The organism is Streptomyces sp. HUAS MS02 (assembly GCF_055702265.1).
The window spans coordinates 6,380,768-6,398,882 of sequence record NZ_CM146747.1; the positions used below are offsets into that span (position 1 = coordinate 6,380,768).

Genomic DNA, 18,115 nt, shown 5'->3' on the forward strand with positions numbered 1-18,115 from the left:
CATGACACAGAAGACCGAGCTGTACGTACCCAAGGGCGCCACCGCGAACGCCCAATACGCCGTGGACATCGACCCGAAGCGGGCCGGATGGACCCACAGCAGCCTCAGGATCGTGGAGTTGGAGCCGGGCGGCTCGCACATGTTCACGACCGGGGACAGTGAGTGGATCGTGCTGTCCCTGGGCGGCGGTTGTACGGTTCAGGTGTCGGAGGAACCGGGCAATTCAGACGGTGGCGGCATCACGGAGTTCCAGATCCTGGGCAGGGAGAGCGTGTTCGCCGGAGTCTCCGACTTCGTGTACGCGCCCCGCGACGCCCGGGTACAGATCGCCTCCGGCGCGGGAGGCCGCTTCGCTTTGGCAGGAGCGAAGTGCGAGCGACGACTCCCCGCTCGTTACGGCCCCGCGCCGGAGGTCCCCGTCGAGGACCGGGGCAGCGGCACCTGCGCCCGCCAGGTGCGCAACTTCGCCTCCGCCGACGCCTTCGAGTGCGACAAGCTGATCACCGTCGAGGTCATCACCCCCGGCGGCAACTGGTCCTCGTACCCGCCGCACAAGCACGACGAGAACCGCCCCGGCGAGGAGACCGAACTCGAAGAGATCTACTACTTCGAGATCGACGGCCCGAACGGCTTCGGCTACCAGCGCGTGTCGCCCTCCCGCGAGGGCGGCTCCGAGGTGCTCGCCGAGGTCCGTTCCGGTGACACGGTGCTCGTACCCGACGGCTGGCACGGCCCGTCCATCGCGCAGCCCGGCCACAGCATGTACTACCTGAACGTGATGGCGGGCCCCGGCCCCGAGCGGAAGTGGCAGATCTGCTTCCACCCCGACCACACGGAGGGGTACCGATGAGCCCGACCTCGAACACGACCCCGGCCTCGAACACGACCCCGGCCACGACCCGGCTCACGGTCGCCCAGGCGCTGGTCCGCTTCCTCTCCGCCCAGTACACCGAGCGCGACGGCGAGCGGCGGCGGCTGATCGGCGCCACCTGGGGCATCTTCGGCCACGGCAACGTCGCGGGCCTCGGCCAGGCGCTCGTCGAGTACGCCGACGCCATGCCCTACCTCCAGGGCCGCAACGAGCAGTCGATGGTGCACGCGGCCGTCGGCTACGCCCGGCAGTCGAACCGGCTGTCCACGCACGCCGTGACGACGTCCATCGGCCCCGGCGCGACCAACCTGGTCACCGGCGCCGCCCTCGCCACCATCAACCACCTGCCGGTGCTGCTGCTCCCCGGCGACATCTTCGCCACCCGGCCGGCCGACCCGGTCCTCCAGCAGCTCGAAGTGCCGTACGCGGGCGACATCAGCGTCAACGACACCCTGCGTCCGGTGTCGAGGTACTTCGACCGGATCACCCGCCCCGAGGCGCTGATCCCGGCCGCGCTCCAGGCGATGCGCGTCCTCACCGACCCGGTGGAGACGGGCGCCGTGACCCTCGCCCTGCCGCAGGACGTGCAGGCGGAGGCGTACGACTGGCCGGAGGAGTTCTTCGCCGAGCGGACCTGGAACGTGCGCCGCCCGGCTGCCGACGTCGTCGAACTGACCGGCGCGCTCGACGCGATCCGTGCGGCCCGCCGCCCGCTGATCGTGGCCGGCGGCGGCGTCCACCACGCCCGCGCGGAGGAGGTGCTCGCCGAACTCGCCCGCGCCACCGGCATTCCCGTCGCCTCCACCCAGGCCGGCAAGGGCTCCCTCCGCTTCGACCACCCGCAGGACGTGGGCGGCATCGGCCACACCGGCACGGCGACCGCCAACGAACTGGCCCGCACCGCCGACCTGGTGATCGGCGTCGGCACCCGGTACACGGACTTCACCACGGCCTCGAACACCCTCTTCGCCGCCGACGGTGTCCGCTTCCTCAACCTCAACATCGCGCCCTACGACGGCCACAAGCTCTCCGGCCTGCCGCTGATCGCGGACGCGCGGTCGGGTCTGGAGGCGCTCGCCGAGGCGCTGGAGGTGCACGGCCACCGGGTCGCGGACGCGTACGTCGCCGAGTACGCGGAGGACAAGCAGCGCTGGGAGCACCGCGTCGACGCCTGCTACGAGGCCGACGAACCGGACACCCGGCCCACCCAGGCCCAGGTCCTCGGACTCCTCGACGAACTCGTCGACGAGTCCGACATCCTGATCAACGCGGCCGGTTCCCTCCCCGGTGACCTGCACAAACTGTGGCGGGCCCGGTCGCGGGACCAGTACCACCTGGAGTACGGCTACTCGTGCATGGGGTACGAGATCCCGGCCGCGATCGGTGTCCGGCTGGCCGCCCCCGGGCGCCCGGTGTGGGCGCTGGTCGGCGACGGCACGTATCTGATGATGCCGACCGAGATCGTCACGGCCGTCCAGGAGAACGTCCCGATCAAGGTGCTGCTGGTGCAGAACCACGGGTACGCCTCCATCGGCGGCCTCTCGGAGTCGGTCGGCGGTGAGCGGTTCGGCACCGCCTACCGCCACCGCGACCCCGCCGAAGGCACCTTCACGGGCACCCCGCTGCCCGTGGACCTCGCCGCCAACGCGGCCAGTCTCGGCATGCGCGTCCTGCGCGCCAAGACGGTCCGTGACCTGCGCGCCGCCCTCGCCGAGGCACGGGCGGCCGACACTCCCACTTGTGTCTACGTGGAGACCGAAACGGCAGACACAGTGTCGGGCCCGCCTCCCGCGCAGGCCTGGTGGGATGTACCTGTGGCCGAGACCGCGACCCGCGCGTCGGCGGTCAAGGCACGCGAGGAGTACGACCGGCACGTCTCAACCCGACGCCGCCATCTGTGAGCAAGGAGTTTCTGGAATGACGAAGATCGTCAACCACTGGATCGGCGGCAAGACCGTCGAGGGCGCGTCGGGTACGTTCGGGCCGGTCACGGACCCGGCGACCGGCGCGGTCACCACCAAGGTCGCCTTCGCGACCGTCGACGAGGTCGACGCGGCGGTCCGCACCGCCAAGGAGGCCTTCGTGACCTGGGGCCAGTCCTCGCTGGCCCAGCGCACCTCGATCCTCTTCAAGTTCCGCGCGCTGCTCGACGCCAACCGCGACGCGATCGCCGAGCTGATCACCGCCGAGCACGGCAAGGTGCACTCGGACGCGCTCGGCGAGGTCGCGCGCGGCCTGGAGATCGTCGAACTGGCCTGCGGCATCAACGTGCAGCTGAAGGGCGAGCTGTCCACGCAGGTCGCCAGCCGCGTCGACGTCTCCTCCATCCGCCAGCCGCTGGGCGTCGTCGCGGGCATCACGCCGTTCAACTTCCCGGCGATGGTTCCGATGTGGATGTTCCCGATGGCGATCGCGACCGGCAACACGTTCGTGCTGAAGCCGTCCGAGAAGGACCCCTCGGCCTCCATCAAGATCGCCGAGCTGCTCGCGGAAGCGGGTCTGCCGGACGGTGTCTTCAACGTCGTCCACGGCGACAAGGTGGCCGTCGACCGCCTCCTGGAGCACCCGGACGTCAAGGCGGTCTCCTTCGTCGGCTCGACCCCGATCGCCCGCTACATCCACACCACGGCCTCGGCGCACGGCAAGCGCGTCCAGGCCCTCGGCGGCGCCAAGAACCACATGCTGGTCCTGCCCGACGCGGACCTGGACGCGGCCGCCGACGCCGCCGTCTCCGCCGCGTACGGCTCGGCGGGCGAGCGCTGCATGGCGATCTCGGCGGTCGTGGCCGTGGGCGCCATCGGTGACGAACTGGTGGAGAAGATCCGCGAGCGCGCCGAGAAGATCAAGATCGGCCCCGGCAACGACCCGACCTCCGAGATGGGCCCGCTGATCACGGCCGTCCACCGCGACAAGGTGGCGTCGTACGTCACGGGCGCGGCGGCCGAGGGCTGCGAGGTCGTCCTCGACGGCACCGGCTTCACGGTCGACGGCTACGAGGACGGCCACTGGATCGGCATCTCGCTGCTGGACAAGGTGCCGACCACGGCGAAGGCGTACCAGGACGAGATCTTCGGCCCGGTGCTGACCGTCCTGCGCGTCGACACCTACGACGAGGGCATCGCCCTCATCAACGCCTCCCCGTTCGGCAACGGCACCGCGATCTTCACCCGCGACGGCGGCGCCGCCCGGCGCTTCCAGCTGGAGGTCGAGGCGGGCATGGTCGGCGTCAACGTCCCGATCCCGGTCCCGGTCGGCTACCACTCCTTCGGCGGCTGGAAGGACTCCCTCTTCGGAGACCACCACATCTACGGCAACGACGGCACCCACTTCTACACCCGCGGCAAGGTCGTCACCACCCGCTGGCCCGACCCGGCCGACGGCCCGTCGGCCGTGGACCTGGGCTTCCCGCGCAACCACTGACCGAGTCACCCCGCGCCCCGCAAGGGGCGCGGGGAACGGCGCGAGAAGCCCCACCGGACGGTCGGCCGGGGGTCGAAGGGGCGCAGCCCCTTGAGGACGGGTCGGGCAGGGGCGGCGGGGGCGACCTATCAGGTTGCTGTCGGCCAAGGACGTACCGCACCCGCTGTATGCCGAATTCCTCCCGTACGACCGTGGGATGTCCCACTCTTCCCCCCTGAGAGGGCCTCGGGGGACCGGCAGGGCCCCGTACCGTTGACGCATGGATCTTCGACTGACCGGCCCGCGCCTGCGCGGAGCGCTGCGGCGGCGGCCGCGGCGGACCGTCGCCGCCGCGGCCGCCGTCGTCGTGCTCGCCGGGGCCGGCACCTGGACGGCCACCGCCTCGGACGAAGCGGCGCCGGTGAAACGCGCCGACCGGGCCGTACGGACGGCCGAGGGCGTGCGCATCGACACCTCGTACTTCACCTCCGGCGGTGACGGCCGCCGCCCCGCCGTCCTGCTCGGCCACGGCTTCGGCGGCAGCAAGAACGACGTCCGCGAGCAGGCCGAGGACCTCGCCCGCGACGGCTACGCGGTGCTGACCTGGTCCGCCCGCGGCTTCGGCAGGTCGACCGGCAAGATCGGGCTGAACGACCCCGAGGGCGAGGTCGCCGACGTCTCGAAGCTGATCGACTGGCTCGCGACCCGCCCCGAGGTGCAGCTCGACAAGGAGGGCGACCCCCGCCTCGGCATGGCCGGCGCCTCCTACGGTGGGGCGATCGCGCTGCTGACCGCCGGGTACGACGATCGCGTCGACGCCATCGCGCCCGCGATCACGTACTGGAACCTGGCGGACGCCCTCTTCCCGAACGGCGTCTTCAAGAAGCTGTGGGCCGGGCTCTTCGTCAACACCGGCGGCGGCTGCGCGAAGTTCGAGACCCAGCTGTGCGAGATGTACCAGCGGGTCGCCGAGTCGGGCGCGCCCGACGCGGAGGCCGTGAAGCTGCTGGACGCCCGTAGCCCCGAGGCCGTCGGCGACCGCATCGAGGTGCCCACCCTGCTGAGCCAGGGCCAGACCGACTCCCTCTTCCCGCTCGGCCAGGCCGACGCCGCCGCGAAGGCGATCAAGGCCAACGGCGCGCCCGTGGACGTCGACTGGATCGCCGGCGGCCACGACGGCGGCGACATGGAGACGAGCCGCATCCAGGCCCGGACGGAGGCCTGGTTCGACCGCTACCTCAAGGACGACAAGGGCGCCGACACGGGCTCCGCGTTCCGTGTCACCCGCACCCTCGGCACCGGCTCCGGCGACGGCGAACCCCGTCTCGCCGGCACCACCGACGACAGCTACCCGGGCCTGGAGAGCGACCTCACGAAGATCGCCCTCGCCGGCCGTGAGCAGAGCTTCGAGAACCCGGCCGGCGCCAACCCGCCCGGCATCTCGGCCCTGCCCGGCCTCGGCGCGGCCGGCGGCCTCGCCCAGCTCTCCTCCCTCGGCGTCGGCATCTCCCTGGACTTCCCCGGCCAGTTCGCCGCGTTCCAGTCGAAGCCCGTCACCGACGACCTCCAGATCACCGGCTCGCCCACGGCGACGGTCCATGTGAAGTCGACCAGCGAGGACGCCGTGCTCTTCGCGAAGGTTTACGACGTCGGCCCGGACGGCAGGTCCCAGGTCCTCCCGTCCCAGCTGGTGGAGCCGCTGCGCGTCGAGGGCGCCAAGTCCGGCAAGGACGTGACGCTCACCCTCCCCGCCATCGACCACGAACTCGACGACGGCCACAGCCTCCGTCTGGTCCTCGCCTCCACCGACCTCGGCTACGCCTCCCCGACCACCCCGGCGACGTACACCGTCTCCCTCAAGGGCGACCTGGAGGTGCCCACGCCGCTCGGCCGGGCCGACCGCGGCGACGTGCTGCCCGCCTGGGTCTGGTACCTGCCGATCGCCGGCGCCGTGATCGCGGCGGTCCTGCTGGTCACCGGCCGCCGCCGGATCGTCACCCCGGCCCCGGACCCGGCGCTCGCCGAGGTCCCGCTGCAGATCACCGACCTGAGCAAGAAGTACAAGAACGGCGACCGCTACAGCGTCCGCGACCTCTCCTTCCAGGTGGAGAAGGGCCAGGTCCTCGGTCTGCTCGGACCGAACGGCGCGGGCAAGACGACGACCCTGCGCATGCTGATGGGCCTCATCCAGCCGGACGGCGGCCAGATCCGGGTCTTCGGTCACGCGATCGTGCCGGGCGCCCCGGTCCTCTCCCGGGTCGGCGCCTTCGTGGAGGGCGCGGGCTTCCTCCCGCACCTGTCCGGCCGCGAGAACCTGGAGCTGTACTGGGCCGCCACCGGCCGCCCCGCCGAGGACGCGCACCTCGACGAGGCCCTGGAGATCGCCGGTCTCGGCGACGCCCTGGCCCGCGCGGTCCGCACCTACTCCCAGGGCATGCGCCAGCGCCTGGCCATCGCCCAGGCCATGCTGGGCCTGCCCGACCTGCTGATCCTCGACGAGCCGACGAACGGACTCGACCCGCCACAGATCCGCGAGATGCGCGAGGTCATGATCCGGTACGCGGCCGCCGGCCGCACGGTCATCGTCTCCAGCCACCTGCTGGCGGAGGTCGAGCAGACCTGTACGCATCTGGTCGTCATGGACCACGGACAGCTCGTCCAGGCGGGCCCCGTGAGCGAGATCGTCGGCTCCGGCGACACCCTGCTGGTCGGCACGTCCGAACCCGTGGACGAGCCGGTCGTCGAGAAGATCGCCGCCCTGCCGGGCGTCGACTCGGCCGTCCGCACCGACGACGGCCTAGTGGTCCGCCTCGACGCCGACGGCAGCGCCCGGCGCCTGGTCGCCGAACTCGTACGGCTGGAGGTCCCCGTGTCGTCGGTCGGCCCCCATCGCCGCCTCGAAGACGCCTTCCTCACCCTGATCGGAGAGCACGCATGAGCACGCTGACCGAGCGTGCCGAGCACGCAGAACCCGGGACCACGCGGCCCGTCGAGGTCGCCGACGGCTACCGCGCCGGCCGCACCCTCCCCCTGCGGGTCGAGCTGGTCCGCCAGCTGAAGCGCCGCCGCACGATGGTCATGTTCGGCATCCTGTTCGCCCTGCCGCTGGTGCTGCTGATCGCCTTCCAGGTCGGCGGCACACCGGGCGAGGGCAACAACCGGGTCAACCTGATGGACACGGCGACGGCGTCCGGCGCGAACTTCGCCGCGGTGAACCTCTTCGCCGCGGCGGGCTTCCTCCTGGTCATCCCCATCGCGCTGTTCTGCGGTGACACGGTCGCCTCGGAGGCCAGCTGGTCCTCCCTGCGCTACCTCCTCGCCGCGCCCGTGCCCCGTGCCCGGCTGCTGTGGTCCAAGCTCGTCGTCGCCCTCACCCTCAGCCTTGCCGCGCTGGTGCTGCTGCCGGTCGTCGCGCTCGCCGTCGGCACGGCCGCCTACGGCTGGGGTCCGCTGGAGCTGCCGACCGGCGGCGAACTCGCCGCCGGTGCCGCCGCGCAGGCCCTGGTGATCACCGTGGCGTACATCTTCGTGTCCCAACTGGTCACCGCCGGCATGGCGTTCTGGCTGTCCACGAGGACCGACGCGCCGCTCGGCGCGGTCGGCGGCGCCGTCGGCCTCACCATCGTCGGCAACGTCCTCGACGAGGTGACCGCCCTCGGCGACTGGCGCCACTTCCTGCCCACGCACTGGCAGTACGCCTGGCTGGACGTCGTCCGCCCGCAGCCCGAGTACACCGACATGATCCAGGGCGTCTCGATTTCCATAACGTACGCCCTGATCCTGTTCGCCCTGGCCTTCCGGGGTTTCGGCCGCAAGGACGTCGTCTCCTAGGTCAACGGAAGATCACCCACCGGTCTCGACGGGCCCCCGCCGTGGCCGCTTCGAGACGCATCCGCAACACCCCGTGGCGCACATCCGGGCTCCCATCACCGTCACAGTCACAACAGTCGCCCACGAAAAGGCGACAGATGACGTGGCTAGGGGGCCCGGATGCACACGTATCGCAGGACCAGTCCGACGACGAGGCCGCTGCCGACGACACCACGGCACCGGCGACGACTCGGCACCGCGCTCCTCGCCCTGGGCACGGCCGGCGCCCTCCTGCTCACCGGGTGCAGCGGCGGCGCCGACGGGCAGGGCGACTCCTCCTCCTCGTACGACCGGGGCAACGGCGGGAGCCGCCCCGAGGACGGCTTCCCGGGCCCCGCACCCGAGGGCACCGGCCCCCGCGAGCAGCGCGAGGGGCAGACGGACGAGGAGTCCCGGGACATCGCCCCGACGCCCGACGACTTCCTGTCGACCTTCGCCCTCGACGTCGACACCGCCTCCTACGGCTACGCCCGCCGCACCCTGGAGGACGGCAGCCTGCCCGACCCGTCGAGCGTCCGCCCGGAGGAGTTCGTCAACAGCTTCCGCCAGGACTACGAACGCCCGGACGGCGACGGCTTCTCGGTGTCCGTCGACGGCGCCCGCACCGGCGACGACGCGTGGTCCCTGGTCCGCGTCGGACTCGCCACCCGGGCCGCCGGGCGCGACAGCGAACGCCCGCCCGCCGCCCTCACCTTCGTCATCGACGTCTCCGGCTCCATGGCCGAACCGGGCCGCCTCGACCTCGCCCAGGACGCCCTGCGCACGATGACGAACCGGCTGCGCGACGACGACTCGGTCGCCATCGTCACCTTCAGCGACGAGGCCGAGACCGTCCTGCCGATGACCCGCCTCGACGACGACCGGGACGAGGTCCTGGACGCCGTCGACCGTCTGGAGCCCACCGACTCCACCAACCTCGCGGCGGGCGTCGAGACCGGCTACGAGACCGCCGTCGACGGCCTGCGCAAGGGCGCCACCAACCGGGTCGTGCTGCTGTCCGACGCCCTCGCCAACACCGGCGCCACCGACGCCGACACCATCCTCGAACGTATCTCCGGCGAACGCCGCGAGCACGGCATCACCCTCTTCGGCGTCGGCGTCGGCAGCGACTACGGCGACGAGCTCATGGAACAGCTCGCCGACCGGGGCGACGGCCACACCACCTACGTCTCCACCGAGGAGGAGGCCGAGAAGGTCTTCTGCGAGGAACTCCCGCGCCACGTCGACCTCACCGCCCGCGACGCCAAGGTCCAGGTCTCCTTCGACCCGGCGACGGTGGAGGAGTTCCGCCTGATCGGCTACGACAACCGGCAGGTCGCCGACGAGGACTTCCGCGACGACCGTGTCGACGGCGGCGAGGTCGGCCCCGGCCACACCGTCACCGCCCTCTACGCCGTCCGCACCGAGGAGGGCTCCGGTGGCGGGCACCTCGCCACCGCCACCGTCCGCTGGCTCGACCCCGACACCCGCACCCCGCACGAGGAATCCGCCGAGCTGGAGGCCACGGACCTCCACGGCGACCTGTGGGCATCCTCACCGTACGGACTGCGGGTCGCCGCCGTGGCCGCCTACTTCGCCGACGCCCTCCGCCGCGAGGACACCCGGTGGACCGACCTCCCCGCCCGCCCCACCCTCCGCCAACTGGGCCGCCACGCCGACGACTTGGCCCGGGACCGCGAGGACAGGGACCTGTACGACCTGGCCGGGTCGATCAGGACCGCCGACACCCTGCTCGGCTAGCGCCCCGGAGGCCGCCGCCCGCCCGGTCGCCCGGAGTCGGCCGAAACCATTGAAAATTCCTTACGCACTAGTAAGTTGACTCGTCGGTAATGAAGCGGTCGTGGGGCCCCGGGGAGTCGTGATGGGCGTACGCAAGGACTTGAACCAGGCGAAAGCGCGCGGCGGCCTCACCGACCGTGTCAAGGTCGAGGTCGTCAGGGACGAGCGGGGCGTCGTGCGCGAGGCACGCACCCCCGCCCTCGCGCCCCCGCTGGGCGGCGGCAGCATCGCCGACCTCCCGTACGTCAACGCGACCGAGGCCCCCGACGCGGTGGTCCTGCGCCGCGCCGACAGCCACGGCACCTTCCACCCGGTCACCGCCTCCGCCTTCGCCCGCGAAGTGACCGCCACCGCCAAGGGGTTGATCGCCGCCGGGCTCGAACCCGGCGGCCGCGTCGCGGTGATGTCCCGCACCCGCTACGAGTGGACGGTCCTCGACTTCGCCGTCTGGGCCGCCGGCGGCCAGTCCGTCCCCGTCTACCCCACATCCTCGCCCGACCAGATCGAGTGGATCGTCCGCGACTCCGGCTGCCGTTTCGTGGTCGTGGAGACCGCCGACAACGCGAAGGCCGTCGCCACCGCCACCGCCGGCCACTCCCAGCCCCCGCACGTCTGGCAGATCGACCGGGAGGCCCTCGCCCACCTCGCCGACCTGGGCCGGGGCGTCCCCGACGACGAGGTCACCAAGCGCCGCGCCGCCCTCACCCCCGACACGGCCGCGACCATCTGCTACACCTCCGGCACCACCGGCCGCCCCAAGGGCTGCGTCCTCACCCACGCCAACCTGCACGCGGAGGCCGCCAACACGGTCCAACTGCTCCACCCGGTCTTCGAGGCGGTCACCGGCCAGGCCGCCTCCACCCTCCTCTTCCTCCCCCTCGCCCACATCCTCGGCCGCACGATCCAGATCGCCTGCCTCATGGCCCGCATCGAGATCGGCCACTGCCCGAGCATCAAGCCCGACGAACTCCGGCCCGCCCTCAAGAAGTTCCGCCCCACCTTCCTGGTCGGCGTCCCGTACCTCTTCGAGCGGATCCACGCCACCGGCCGCGCCACCGCCGAACGCCTCGGCCGGGGCGCCTCCTTCGACCGCGCCCACCGCCTCGGCGTCCGCTTCGCCCGCGCCCACCTGGACAAGTTCCTGGACCGGGGCCCCGGCCCGACGCCCGGCCTGCACGCGGCCTGGGCCCTGTACGACCTGCTGGTCTACCGCCGCGTGCGCAAGGAACTCGGCGGCCGGATGCGCTACGCCATCAGCGGCGGCTCCCCCCTCGACCGCGACCTCAACCTCTTCTTCTACGCCGCTGGGATCATCGTCTACGAGGGCTACGGCCTCACCGAGACCACCGCCGCCGCCACCATCGTCCCGCCGCTGAAGCCCCGCCCCGGCACGGTCGGCCAGCCCGTCCCCGGCACCACGATCCGCATCGCCGACGACGGGGAGGTCCTCATCAAGGGCCCCATTGTCTTCGGCACCTACTGGAACAACCCGGTCGCCACCTTCGCCGCCCTCACCGACGACTGGTTCGCCACGGGGGACCTCGGCGCGCTCGACGAGGACGGCTACCTCACCATCACCGGCCGCAAGAAGGACATCCTCGTCACCTCCGGCGGCAAGAACGTCTCCCCGGCCGTCCTGGAGGACCGGCTGCGCAGCCGCCCCCCGGTCGGGCAGTGCATCGTCGTCGGCGACAACCGCCCCTTCGTCGCCGCTCTCATCACCCTCGACCCCGAGGACGTCACCCACTGGCTGCACGTCCGCGGCATGTCCCCGGACACCCCGCTCTCCGAGATCGTCGCCGACCCCCGGATGCGCGCCGACGTCCAGAGGGCCGTCGACTACGCCAACCAGGCCGTCTCCCGGGCCGAGTCCATCCGCGAGTTCAAGCTGGTGGAAGGCGAGTTCACCGAGGAGAACGGCCTGCTCACCCCGTCCATGAAGGTCAAACGCCACGCGGTCACGGCGGCGTACGCGGCGGCGATCGAGTCGCTGTACGCGAAGAAGTGAGTGACGGGCGGGACGCGTGTCCGCACACGGGAAAGCGGGCCGCCGACGACTCGGCGACCCGCTTCCTTCTGTCCGGTGGTGGCGTCGGTGCTACTTGCCGTTGCCGTTGTCCGAGAGGATCGGGATGTCGGACAGGATGTGCGACAGCGGCTCGTCGCCCTTGGCCTGGGTGGAGTTCTCGGTGCACTGCTGGTTCTGCGGGGCCGACAGGATCGGGACGTCCTGCAGCGCGGAGACGCCGATGAGTCCGATGCCGCCGAGGTTGAGCTTGGCCGGCAGGCCGATGCAGGGCTTGTTGAGCGACCCCTGGACCAGCGAGAGCTGCGGGCTCATGTCGCCCTTGGTCACCGAGTTGCCGAACGCCTGGCTGGCGCCGTTGCCGCTGAAGGACGTGGTCCCACCGTCGTCGGCGAGCGCCTGCGGTGCGGTCGCGGCACCGAGGCCGGCGATGGAAGCAGCAACAGCCGCGGTGGCCCACAGCTTGTTCATGTTGGATCCCTTCGGAAAGCGGACTCCGTTGCGGAGTTGCACCCTGATCAACAGGGCATCCGGCCAACGGTTGCGTGGATTGCACCTTTTGGCGCAATAGGCGTCATAACGTCAGTGCTTGCCGTTGCCGTTGTCCGAGAGGATCGGGATGTCGGACAGGATGTGCGACAGCGGCTCGTCGCCCTTGGCCTGGGTGGAGTTCTCGGTGCACTGCTGGTTCTGCGGGGCCGACAGGATCGGGACGTCCTGCAGCGCGGAGATCCCGAGGAGTCCGATGCCGCCGAGGTTGAGCTTCGCGGGCAGGCCGATGCAGGGCTTGTTGAACGAGCCCTGGATCAGCGCCATCTGCGGGCTCATGTTCCCGTACGTGGCCGAGTTGCCGTAGACCTGGTGGGCGTCGTTCCCGCTGAAGGTGGTGGTGCCGGCGTCGTCGGCGAGCGCCTGGGGCGCTGCGGCGGCCGAGGCTCCGACGACGGAGGCGGCGATCGTCGCTGCGGTCATCATCTTCTTGATCACTTGCGATTCCCTTCTGGAAGAACCCCGTTTCCACCGGAGCGCCATGGACAACTTCCGCCCCTGCTTCCCGGTTGCTCCGATTCACTCCGTCGGCCCATGTGACGGAGTGAGAGAGGGGGCGTGCGAGGTTTTGCGGATGCTCCGGAAATCGCCGGTGCGAGCGGGCCGAACGGGTGATGCGGCGAAACCGGTGGAGGCGCGTCGCCGTTGCTGCCAGGGCAGGGACCTGAGGGTCCGCCAGGAAAGGAACGCGAAATGCTCAAGAAGGCAATGGCTGCGGTCTCGGTCGCCGCTTCCATCACCGGCCTCGCGGCCGCCGCCGCCCCCCAGGCTCTCGCCGACGACGGTGGGACCACGTCGTTCAGTGGCAATCACGCCAGCCAGGCGTTCGGCAACTCGGTGACCAAGGGCGACATGAGCCCGCAGCTCTCGCTGGTCCAGGGGTCGCTCAACAAGCCCTGTGTCGGTCTGCCGGTCAAGGGCAACCTCGGTGGCCTCGGGCTCATCGGTGTCTCCCTGCTGCAGGACGTGCCGGTCCTCTCCGCGCCGCAGAACCAGCAGTGCACCGAGAACAGCACGCAGGCCAAGGGTGACGAGCCCCTGTCGCACATCCTGTCTGACATCCCGATCCTCTCGGACAACGGCAACGGCAAGCACTGATCGGAAAATCATCAGGCAACTCGGGTCGCGCGCGGTGCGTCCGGCCCGAGTTGTTCGTCTGTATCCAGGCATGTCATTCGGGTGATGCCGATATGCCTTTCCGATAATCTCGCGGGGCGATCGGGTGAATTACCCCGCGCGCCGCGTTCGGAAGTTTCTTCCGCTGTCTATTCCTCGTTTCACATGCTGCAGGTCATGATGCGAGCCGTTCATGCTGTGCTCGCTCGGTTTCGGCCGTCAATCAAGGCATGACCGCAGAGAAGGGAAATGACGTGAAGCTCAAGAAGAGCGCTGTCGTCGTCGCCGGCGCGATCATGGCCGTGAGCATGGCCACCCCGGCCTTCGCCGACGCCGAGGCCAAGGGTGCCGCCATCGGGTCCCCGGGTGTCCTCTCGGGGAACGTGGTGCAGGTTCCCATCCACATCCCGATCAACGTGTGCGGTAACTCCATCAACATCGTCGGCCTGCTCAACCCGGCAGCCGGCAACGTGTGCGTCAACCACTGACGTCGTAACGCCTCGCACCAGCCGCTCGGCGGTGCCTCAGCCGGTCTTGGAGTGTCCTCAACGGCTCCAAGGCCGGCTTTTCCCACTTCTTCGAGCAGGAAGAACACGAGATGCGACAGACCCTGCGCAAGAGAATGGTCGTGGCCGCCGCGACGACGGGCCTGCTGTCCCTCTACGGCACGCCGGTCCTCGCCAACACGGGCACGCACGGGGCCGCCGCGAACTCGCCCGGCGTGGCCTCGGGCAACGCGGTCGAGGTGCCGGTCACCGTTCCGGTGAACGTCTGCGGCAACACGGTCGATCCCGCCGCCATCGGCAACCCGGCCGTCGGCAACGCGTGCGGCAGCGCCGGCGACCACGCCCCGGAGAGCACCGAGAGCGGCACGAGCACGAAGAGCGGTACAAGCACCAAGAGCGCCCCGGAGCGGCAGGCCGCCCCGGTCGCGGAGCCCGTGTACACGCCGGCCCCCGCGTCAGGGCCCGAGGAGTCGGTCTCCTCCGCGCCGGAACCCGGGGACTCCTGGGCAGCGCCGTCGTACGAGGAGTACCTGGAGCCCGACGCGCCGCAGAACCCCGAGGCGCACCAGGGGTCCGACGCGTACCAGGGAACCGACGAGCACGAGACGTACGACGAAGGCGCGGCGTACGAGGAGTTCACGCAGGACTGGGACGACGGCGGTTACGGACATCACGACGACTCCCCGGGCGGCTACGGCGACGAGCAGCCGAACGACGAGGAGCCCGAGGGCGGTTACGGCGACCATCCGCCGACGAACCCGCCCACCAAACCCCCGCACCCGACCAAGCCGCCGACGAACCCTCCGACCAAGCCTCCACACTCGACGCATCCGCCGACCAAGCCGCCGCACCCCACGAAGCCCCCCACACAGACGCCGCATCCCACGAAGCCGCCGCACTCGACGCATCCGCCGACGAAGCCGCCGCACTCGACGCACCCGCCGACGAAGCCCCCGCACTCGACGCACCCGCCGACCAAGCCGCCGCACTCGACGCACCCGCCCACCAAGCCCCCGCACACGACCCACCCGCCGACTTCGCCGCCCACCAAGCCGCCCACGCTCCCCGAGACCGGCAGCGACCGGGAGGCGCTGATCGCCGCCGGGGTCGCGAGCTTCGCGCTGATCGCGGGTGGGGCCATCGTGTACCGGCGGGGCCGGGCCGCGTCCGGCCGATGACGCGACGGTGATCCGTTCCGGGTGCCGGGGGCGCGCCGCGCCGCCCGGCACCCGAGCCCGTCACGACCCGGCGGTGGAGGCCAGGTCGGCCCGTGCCCCCGGCACCGGGACCCGTCCGCCGGGCACCCCCGCGCGCAGCCGCCGCCGTACCCCTCGTACGAGCGTGGGCGCCGTGAACGACGCGCCCTGCACGAAGCGCATCGCGGGGCCGAAGCCCGCGGCGGTGGTCAGGCCCGCGAGGAACAGACCGGGGACCGTGGACTCGAAGTCCCGCCCGACCGCGGGCGAGCCGTCGGACAGGGGCGCGAGGTCCGCGCGCACCTCCGGCGCGAGCAGGTCCAGCCGGTCGCATCCGGCCCGGAACCCCGTGGCCGCGATGACGTGTTCGGTGTCCAGCGAGGTCAGCTCACCGTCCCGGCCCACCGTCTCCAGACGTACGGCGTCGCCCGTCTCGTACGCCACCGCGACCTCCAGGCCGAGCCGTACCTCGACGGTGCGCTCGACGCGGTCGCGCACCCACCAGGCGCCCGCCGGCCCCAGCGCCTCGGCGGCGATCCGCACCCGTCTCGCCTCCGGCAGACGGCGGTACCAGTCGGGCCGCTGCGCGTAGAACCAGTTGCGCCAGCCGCAGCCCAGACCGCTGTGCGGGGAGCGGACCGAGTGCCGCAAGGGGCGTGTCAGCGGGGGCGGGACGTCGTTCCATCGGAGGGCGGGGGAGCGGGCCAACACCCGTGCCCGGGTGCCCTGTTCGGCGAGGAGCGCGGCCGTCTCCAGGGCCGCCTGACCGCCGCCGATCACTGTGACGTCCATCCCCCGGAACCGGCCGAGGTCGTGGTGCCGACTGCTGTGGGAGACCCGGTCGGCCGACAACTCGCTCAGCACGGAAGGCACTTCGACGAAGGGGATCACGCCGACGGCGAGAACCACCGTGCGGGCGCGGACCACCTCGCCGTCGGACAGGACCGCCTCGAAACCGCCGCAGCGCCGCTGCACGCGCGTCACCATCCGTTCGTCGACGGGCGGGACGGCGTTGCGCGCGAACCACATGCCGTACGAGGCGAAGGTGCCGACTGGGATCGGCAGACCGTGACGGGCCTCGACGCCCCGCTGCGCGCAGTACACGTCCAGCCGCCAACGCCCTTCGGGGTCGGAGAGGTTGGAGGCCCATGGTTCGGACTTGAGGAACATGCCGGGCGGCATGTGGTTGCGCCAGGACGCCATGGGTCGGCCGACGACGCGCAGGCTGAGCCCGGCGGCCGCGGCGTGGGACGCGATGGACAGGCCGTACGGGCCGGCCCCCACCACCAGCAGGTCGTACATCAGGCGCTGCTCGCTTTCTCGTTCTCGTTCTCGGCGCGGTTCTCGGCTCGGGGGCCGGGGGCGCGGTGGTCGGGAGCGTGCCCGACCGGGTGCCCGGCCGGGTGGTGGTCGTCGGGGGAGTGCTCGTGCCGTCCGGGAGGGGAGGCGCGGGGGGCCAGCAGTCGGCCGAGCGCGTGCCGGGGCCACAGGGACCACAGCGCGAGGCCGGGGGCGCGGTCGTCCCGCGCGTACCAGGCCAGCTCGCGCGTGCCCGGCCGGGGCGGTGGGCAGGGGAGGGGGTGCGGGCGCAACGCGGTCAGCGGCGCGTAGTTCTCGACCACGAAGGTCCGGCCAGGCACCGGCGACCCGTCCGGCACCCGACGGCCGGTCAGGTCGAGGTGCAGGGCGCGGACGACATCGATCCCGGCCGTGTCCGTGAACAGCCGGAACTGGGCGCCGGGACGCGGGTTGAAGTCGAGCAGGTGGTAGACGTCGGTCCGGCCCTCGCGGCGGAAGTCGAGGTCGAACACGCCCCGGTAGCCGAGGGCTCCGGTCAACCGCTCGGCCAGGGCCTGGACCTGCGGGTTCGGGGTCCAGCGGCCGACGGTGGTCAGGCCCGCGCCGGGCGGCCAGGCGCCCAACTTACGGCCGGGCCCGCCGCAGCGCACGACACCGGCGCGGTCCACGTAGCCGTGGAAGAACCAGTCGCGGTCCAGCCCCGGCGGCAGGAAGGCTTGGAGCAGTAGCCGGCTGCCCGCCTGCTCCGAGCGCCGGTACAGGGCCGCCGCCTCCCCGGCCGAGCGCACCACCACTGTGCTGCGCAGTCCCGTCCCGGCGGGCAGCAGCCACGGGCGGCTCCACTTGGCGACCACCGGCAGACCCAGCTCGCGGGCGGCGGCCTCCGCCTCCGCCGCGCTGTCGGGGACCGTGGTCGCGGGGTGCGGGAGGCCCAGGCGCCCGCACAGCGCGGCGAGTTCGGCCTTGTCGGCCACCTGTTCGGTGAGGTCGGGAGGCCCGTCCGGCAGCAGGAAACGGTCCGTCAGATCCGCGCGCAGCCGGGCGACCGCCACCGCACTCGCGTCGTCCAGGGCCACCAGGACGGCCGGGCGGCCGACCCGGTCCGCCACCCGGCCGAGGACGCCCGCGAACTCGTCGAGGCGGGCACCCGGGCGGGGCGGGGCGTGGATCGCGCAGAGGAACCGTGAACTGCGCACGGGGCTCGCCGCGCAGTCGGCGACCAGATGCACCTCGACCCCGGCCCGGCCCAAGGACCGTACGGCTCCGAGGGTTCCGTGATGGAAGGGGTTGCGGTCCGTCCGCAGCAGGACGGCCGGAACACGGGTGTCGAGCGGCGACACATTCATTTCGTCGGGGTCCTCGCACATTTCTTTGACGTCGGGTCACCCGTGCGGGCGATTCGGGCACCCGAAGGCCGGAGCCCCAGTTGGCGGAATTCATATTCGTATGACTGATTGTCAGTAGGTGGAAATCGGCGGCGGAAAGCAGTGAAGTGAAGAAAGCG

14 protein-coding genes are annotated in these 18,115 nt (G+C 71.6%); 10 read left to right on the plus strand and 4 right to left on the minus strand.

Going from position 1 to position 18,115, the window contains the following annotated elements; genetic code table 11:
* The first annotated feature begins 1 nt into the window (after window position 1).
* From iolB to ACZ9QC_RS27525, 7 genes are all read left to right on the plus strand, one after another.
* Window positions 2-850: a 5-deoxy-glucuronate isomerase gene (gene iolB, locus ACZ9QC_RS27495; protein ID WP_472915565.1), complete on the plus strand. Its 849-nt coding sequence runs from the start codon at window positions 2-4 to the stop codon at window positions 848-850.
* Complete coding sequence (iolD, locus tag ACZ9QC_RS27500; protein ID WP_472915566.1) at window positions 847-2,772, plus strand: 3D-(3,5/4)-trihydroxycyclohexane-1,2-dione acylhydrolase (decyclizing); 1,926 nt, start codon at window positions 847-849, stop codon at window positions 2,770-2,772. Before iolB ends, iolD begins: the two co-directional genes overlap by 4 nt.
* Window positions 2,773-2,788: 16 nt before the next feature.
* On the plus strand, window positions 2,789-4,291 hold the full coding sequence (gene mmsA, locus ACZ9QC_RS27505; protein ID WP_472915567.1) for a CoA-acylating methylmalonate-semialdehyde dehydrogenase: 1,503 nt from the start codon (window positions 2,789-2,791) through the stop codon (window positions 4,289-4,291).
* Between the two features lie 259 nt (window positions 4,292-4,550).
* On the plus strand, window positions 4,551-7,208 hold the full coding sequence (locus tag ACZ9QC_RS27510; RefSeq protein WP_472915568.1) for an alpha/beta fold hydrolase: 2,658 nt from the start codon (window positions 4,551-4,553) through the stop codon (window positions 7,206-7,208).
* A complete protein-coding gene (locus ACZ9QC_RS27515) occupies window positions 7,205-8,101 on the plus strand; it encodes an ABC transporter permease (protein ID WP_472915569.1) in 897 nt (298 codons plus the stop codon). The genes ACZ9QC_RS27510 and ACZ9QC_RS27515 overlap by 4 nt, the downstream gene beginning before the upstream one ends.
* 159 nt (window positions 8,102-8,260) lie before the next feature.
* Entirely contained in the window at window positions 8,261-9,880 is a 1,620-nt protein-coding gene (locus tag ACZ9QC_RS27520) for a vWA domain-containing protein (protein ID WP_472915570.1), read from the plus strand.
* Between the two features lie 121 nt (window positions 9,881-10,001).
* Window positions 10,002-11,927, plus strand: a complete 1,926-nt coding sequence (locus ACZ9QC_RS27525) for an AMP-dependent synthetase/ligase (protein WP_472915571.1) — start codon at window positions 10,002-10,004, stop codon at window positions 11,925-11,927.
* A gap of 90 nt (window positions 11,928-12,017) precedes the next feature.
* Here ACZ9QC_RS27525 and ACZ9QC_RS27530 read toward each other — a convergent pair whose 3' ends face one another.
* Window positions 12,018-12,416: a rodlin gene (locus tag ACZ9QC_RS27530; protein ID WP_472915572.1), complete on the minus strand. Its 399-nt coding sequence runs from the start codon at window positions 12,414-12,416 to the stop codon at window positions 12,018-12,020.
* 111 nt (window positions 12,417-12,527) lie between these two features.
* Window positions 12,528-12,932, minus strand: a complete 405-nt coding sequence (locus ACZ9QC_RS27535; RefSeq protein ID WP_472915573.1) for a rodlin — start codon at window positions 12,930-12,932, stop codon at window positions 12,528-12,530.
* Between the two features lie 255 nt (window positions 12,933-13,187).
* On the opposite strand from ACZ9QC_RS27535, the gene ACZ9QC_RS27540 reads away from it, so the two are divergent.
* The 3 genes from ACZ9QC_RS27540 to ACZ9QC_RS27550 all read left to right on the plus strand — a co-directional run bounded on the left by ACZ9QC_RS27540 (window position 13,188) and on the right by ACZ9QC_RS27550 (window position 15,294).
* Window positions 13,188-13,592, plus strand: coding sequence for a rodlin (locus ACZ9QC_RS27540; protein ID WP_472915574.1), 405 nt, complete (start codon window positions 13,188-13,190; stop codon window positions 13,590-13,592).
* A 248-nt stretch (window positions 13,593-13,840) separates the two neighbouring features.
* A complete protein-coding gene (locus ACZ9QC_RS27545) occupies window positions 13,841-14,098 on the plus strand; it encodes a chaplin (protein ID WP_472915575.1) in 258 nt (85 codons plus the stop codon).
* 110 nt (window positions 14,099-14,208) lie between these two features.
* Window positions 14,209-15,294, plus strand: coding sequence for a chaplin (locus tag ACZ9QC_RS27550; RefSeq protein ID WP_472915576.1), 1,086 nt, complete (start codon window positions 14,209-14,211; stop codon window positions 15,292-15,294).
* A 60-nt stretch (window positions 15,295-15,354) separates the two neighbouring features.
* Here the strand turns inward: ACZ9QC_RS27550 and ACZ9QC_RS27555 are convergent, their stop codons facing one another.
* Both ACZ9QC_RS27555 and ACZ9QC_RS27560 read right to left on the minus strand, forming a co-directional pair.
* Entirely contained in the window at window positions 15,355-16,614 is a 1,260-nt protein-coding gene (locus tag ACZ9QC_RS27555) for an NAD(P)-binding domain-containing protein (RefSeq protein WP_472915577.1), read from the minus strand.
* Window positions 16,614-17,951 (minus strand): carboxylate--amine ligase, encoded by a 1,338-nt coding sequence (locus ACZ9QC_RS27560; protein ID WP_472921825.1) that lies wholly within the window; start codon window positions 17,949-17,951, stop codon window positions 16,614-16,616. Before ACZ9QC_RS27560 ends, ACZ9QC_RS27555 begins: the two co-directional genes overlap by 1 nt.
* Window positions 17,952-18,115 lie beyond the last annotated feature (164 nt).

Bases quoted from the DNA above. Each gene is read 5' to 3' on its own strand.
- iolB (WP_472915565.1), top strand. From the start codon at position 2: ATGACACAGAAGACCGAGCTGTACGTACCCAAGGGCGCCACCGCGAAC.
- iolD (WP_472915566.1), top strand. From the start codon at position 847: ATGAGCCCGACCTCGAACACGACCCCGGCCTCGAACACGACCCCGGCC.
- mmsA (WP_472915567.1), top strand. From the start codon at position 2,789: ATGACGAAGATCGTCAACCACTGGATCGGCGGCAAGACCGTCGAGGGC.
- ACZ9QC_RS27510 (WP_472915568.1), top strand. From the start codon at position 4,551: ATGGATCTTCGACTGACCGGCCCGCGCCTGCGCGGAGCGCTGCGGCGG.
- ACZ9QC_RS27515 (WP_472915569.1), top strand. From the start codon at position 7,205: ATGAGCACGCTGACCGAGCGTGCCGAGCACGCAGAACCCGGGACCACG.
- ACZ9QC_RS27520 (WP_472915570.1), top strand. From the start codon at position 8,261: ATGCACACGTATCGCAGGACCAGTCCGACGACGAGGCCGCTGCCGACG.
- ACZ9QC_RS27525 (WP_472915571.1), top strand. From the start codon at position 10,002: ATGGGCGTACGCAAGGACTTGAACCAGGCGAAAGCGCGCGGCGGCCTC.
- ACZ9QC_RS27530 (WP_472915572.1), bottom strand. From the start codon at position 12,416: ATGAACAAGCTGTGGGCCACCGCGGCTGTTGCTGCTTCCATCGCCGGC.
- ACZ9QC_RS27540 (WP_472915574.1), top strand. From the start codon at position 13,188: ATGCTCAAGAAGGCAATGGCTGCGGTCTCGGTCGCCGCTTCCATCACC.
- ACZ9QC_RS27545 (WP_472915575.1), top strand. From the start codon at position 13,841: ATGACCGCAGAGAAGGGAAATGACGTGAAGCTCAAGAAGAGCGCTGTC.
- ACZ9QC_RS27550 (WP_472915576.1), top strand. From the start codon at position 14,209: ATGCGACAGACCCTGCGCAAGAGAATGGTCGTGGCCGCCGCGACGACG.
- ACZ9QC_RS27555 (WP_472915577.1), bottom strand. From the start codon at position 16,614: ATGTACGACCTGCTGGTGGTGGGGGCCGGCCCGTACGGCCTGTCCATC.